General features: G+C 51.6%; 2 protein-coding genes. Both read left to right on the top strand.

Annotated elements, in window-relative coordinates; genetic code table 11:
• Positions 1-434: TlpA disulfide reductase family protein (locus Q0605_RS05530; RefSeq protein WP_298704964.1), on the top strand; the 434-nt coding region annotated here is incomplete at its 5' end.
• A 230-nt stretch (positions 435-664) separates the two neighbouring features.
• On the top strand, positions 665-2,239 hold the full coding sequence (locus Q0605_RS05525; protein WP_298704962.1) for a subtype B tannase: 1,575 nt from the start codon (positions 665-667) through the stop codon (positions 2,237-2,239).
• Positions 2,240-3,114: the final 875 nt, after the last annotated feature.

Raw genomic sequence — 3,114 nt, 5'->3', positions numbered from 1 at the left:
GCGACGGATGGAAGCACCATCTAAACAGCGACGGCACCTCGCTTGCCTCCAAGTTCGACCCCTCCGAACGCACACTAAAGATTGAGGGCAACGACAAGCCGTTCGTGCTGTTTTTCTACACTAGCGGCTGCGGCGCGTGCAAAGCCCAAGTACCCGTGCTAAACGAGCTGCAAGCTAGCGGCGATGCGCTGATTATCGGCGTTTTGGGCGACGGTAAAGGTCTGGAAGCCGACGCCGCGGTCGCCCGCGAAAAGGGGATAAAATTCCCAAGCGTCAGCGGCGCGAGCTCGGTGAAATACTTCGAATCCATCGTAGGCGGCATTTTCGGCACCCCCACGTCGGTGATCTACGATAAAAACGGCAAAGCGGTCAAAAAGCTCATCGGCCTCTACCCCAAATCCGCCTTCGAAACGCAGCTCAAGCTTATGAATTAACGAGCGGAATTTAATGTAGCCGGATTTACGGCGGCGGATCGCAAATGCCCACTAAAATAACACTTCGAGTTTAAAATTCCTTTCAACTTGCAGATGCCTTTGCGTTTAAATTTCAAAATTTAGGCGCGCAGCGGATTTAAGTATTCGCTGAGTTTTGCTAAAATTAGCTTTGTCACTAGGCTGCTTAAAGGGCTAAAAAGCGGCAATATTAAAATATAAAGGATACTTCAATGAGTAAAAAATCCCTTACCTTAGGCGCTGCCGCGATACTTTGCGGCACGCTAAGCCTAAACGCCGAGGCTGCGGCGACGCAGAGCGCGCAAATAGATCTGAAATTTAACGCCGCAAATTTCACGCAAGAAAGCGTAATCATAGGCGGCAAAAATATAAAATTTCGCGCCTACAAAAACATAATCTACGTCGCAAAACCCGCAAGCGCGCACTACCAGAGCATGAATATCTTCATCCCGCAGCAATATTTCGAGGGACGCAAGAGCGGCAAATTTGACGCCGCGAGCGCGCCGATATTTTTGCCAAACGGCGTGGGCGGCTACATGCCGGGCGAAGCGGGCGATGTCAAAATAGACGCAAGCGGCAAACCAAACGCGATCGCTACGGCACTTTCGCGCGGTTACGTCGTAGCCGCTCCCGCAGCGCGCGGACGCACGCTAAAAGGCGCAAATGGCGATTATATCGGCAAGGCGCCCGCAGCGATCGTCGATCTAAAGGCGGCCGTGCGGTATCTGAAATTTAACGACGCGGCAATGCCTGGGGACGCAAACAAGATAATCTCAAACGGCACGAGCGCGGGCGGAGCGCTCTCGGCACTTTTGGGCACGAGCGGAGACGAGGCTGCGTACGAACCGTATCTGCAAGAGCTGGGCGCTGCGAAGGCGAGCGATAAAATTTACGCGGCGTCCGTATACTGCCCGATCACAAATCTAAAGCACGCGGACGCGGCGTATGAGTGGATGTTCGGCGCGCAGAGCGAATATGAAAAGATGGATTTTAGCGGCTTTGATGCAGCGGGATTTAACGAGCGCGACGAAAATTCTAGCGGCGCTGAAAAAAATTCTAAAAAAGACGCAAATCAAAGCGCCGCAAAGCCCACTCGCAAGATGCTAAGCGGCAAATTAAGCGCAGCGCAGATTAAAATTTCAGACGAGCTAAAGGCGCAATTCCCCGCCTATCTGAACTCGCTAAGCTTAAGGGATGGGGGCGGCCGCGCGCTAAGCCTGGATAAAAACGGCGACGGCAGCTTCAAAGATTACATAAACGGGCTCATATCGACCTCGTTTGCTGATTTTGTGGCGAAAAATCCGCGCGCAAAGGCGCCCCTATACCTAGCTGCAAAGATCAAGGACGACGCGTCGCAATCGCATATGCTCTTTTGGGGCTACGCGACCTCCAAGCCGCGCGCCAAGACCCCGCCCGCATTCGACGGCTTCGCGCTTGAAAATCCCGAAAACGAGCTGTTCGGCGGCGCCAAATTTAACGCGGCGCATTTTACGGATTTTAGCGCGATGAATGACCCCGCCAAAGGGGTGCTAATCGCAGATGCCCAGCTCGTGGAGATGATGGATGCGATGAGCTTCGTGCGCAACGAAAACGGCGCGAAGCATTACCGCATCCGCCACGGCGCGAGCGATCGCGATACGGCGCTTGCAATCCCCGCGATTTTGGCGCTTAGCTTGCAAAATGCAGGCAAGAACGTCGATTTTGCGGTGCCTTGGGGGCAAGGACACGGCGGCGATTACGATCTAGAGGAGCTTTTTGACTGGATCGACAAAGTAGTCGCACAGTAAATTTAATGGGCGAAATTTCATCTTAGAATTTTGCCCGCAGCTCTGCCGTAAAATTTTATCGCCCAAACACTCTCTAGCGAATACGCCAAACGGCGTAAAATTCCACTGCAAAATTCTATCGCGTCAAAATTTTAGCGCCTCCGCAAGAAATACAACGGCTTGAAATTTTGTGGCTAGCATTCAAAAAAATTCATAGAATTTTATCGCGGCAAAACGGCTCGAATTAAATTTTATCGGCCGCGATGATTTATGGCGCGAGGCTTTTAGCGCGATCTGCGCTAAAATTTCGGCGCAATCAAATTCTGCGGGCTAAATTTTAAATTTAAAGACCGAAGTATGAGATAAAATTTCGCGGCGTTTATACTATCCGATCGCAGCTCTTTGAGCACGCAGGTATCGCATAATGGGCGCACATTCGACGCGCAGGCGATTAAAATACGCCAAAATGAACGCAAAAACTCAAAGAAGCACGGTAAGCAGGCTAAATTTTAAAGGCGCACATTTCGCGATCTCCCACAGGTCCAAACCCGCTTTTGCTATCCATTCGGCCTGCTTAAATAATCCACTGGCGCCCAAAAAGCGCCGTTTGGGGTCTGTATCTTTGCGACGTGTGTATAAATTTCATAATTTAACGGCGCTTTTAAGCACCGCTTAGCCTATTAAAGACCAACGCACGCCGCGGCAGCATCGTTTCCTAAAACCGGGCGTGCTAGCATCTTTGCGGCAGCAGCGCAACTAGGCGCTAAATTTAACGCTAGCTAGCATTGCGCTGCCTTTAGCTCGCGTGCGGCAAGCACTCTATCTATGGCAACGCAACTTCGGCATTAAATTTAAACGCGCTGTCTTTGTGCCGCCTCTCTAGCTTGCGGGCGGCG

Source organism: uncultured Campylobacter sp. (assembly GCF_938017705.1).
GTDB lineage: Bacteria > Campylobacterota > Campylobacteria > Campylobacterales > Campylobacteraceae > Campylobacter_B.
Note: the sequence above shows the minus strand (reverse complement) of the source record. Positions and strands in the feature narration are given on the sequence as shown.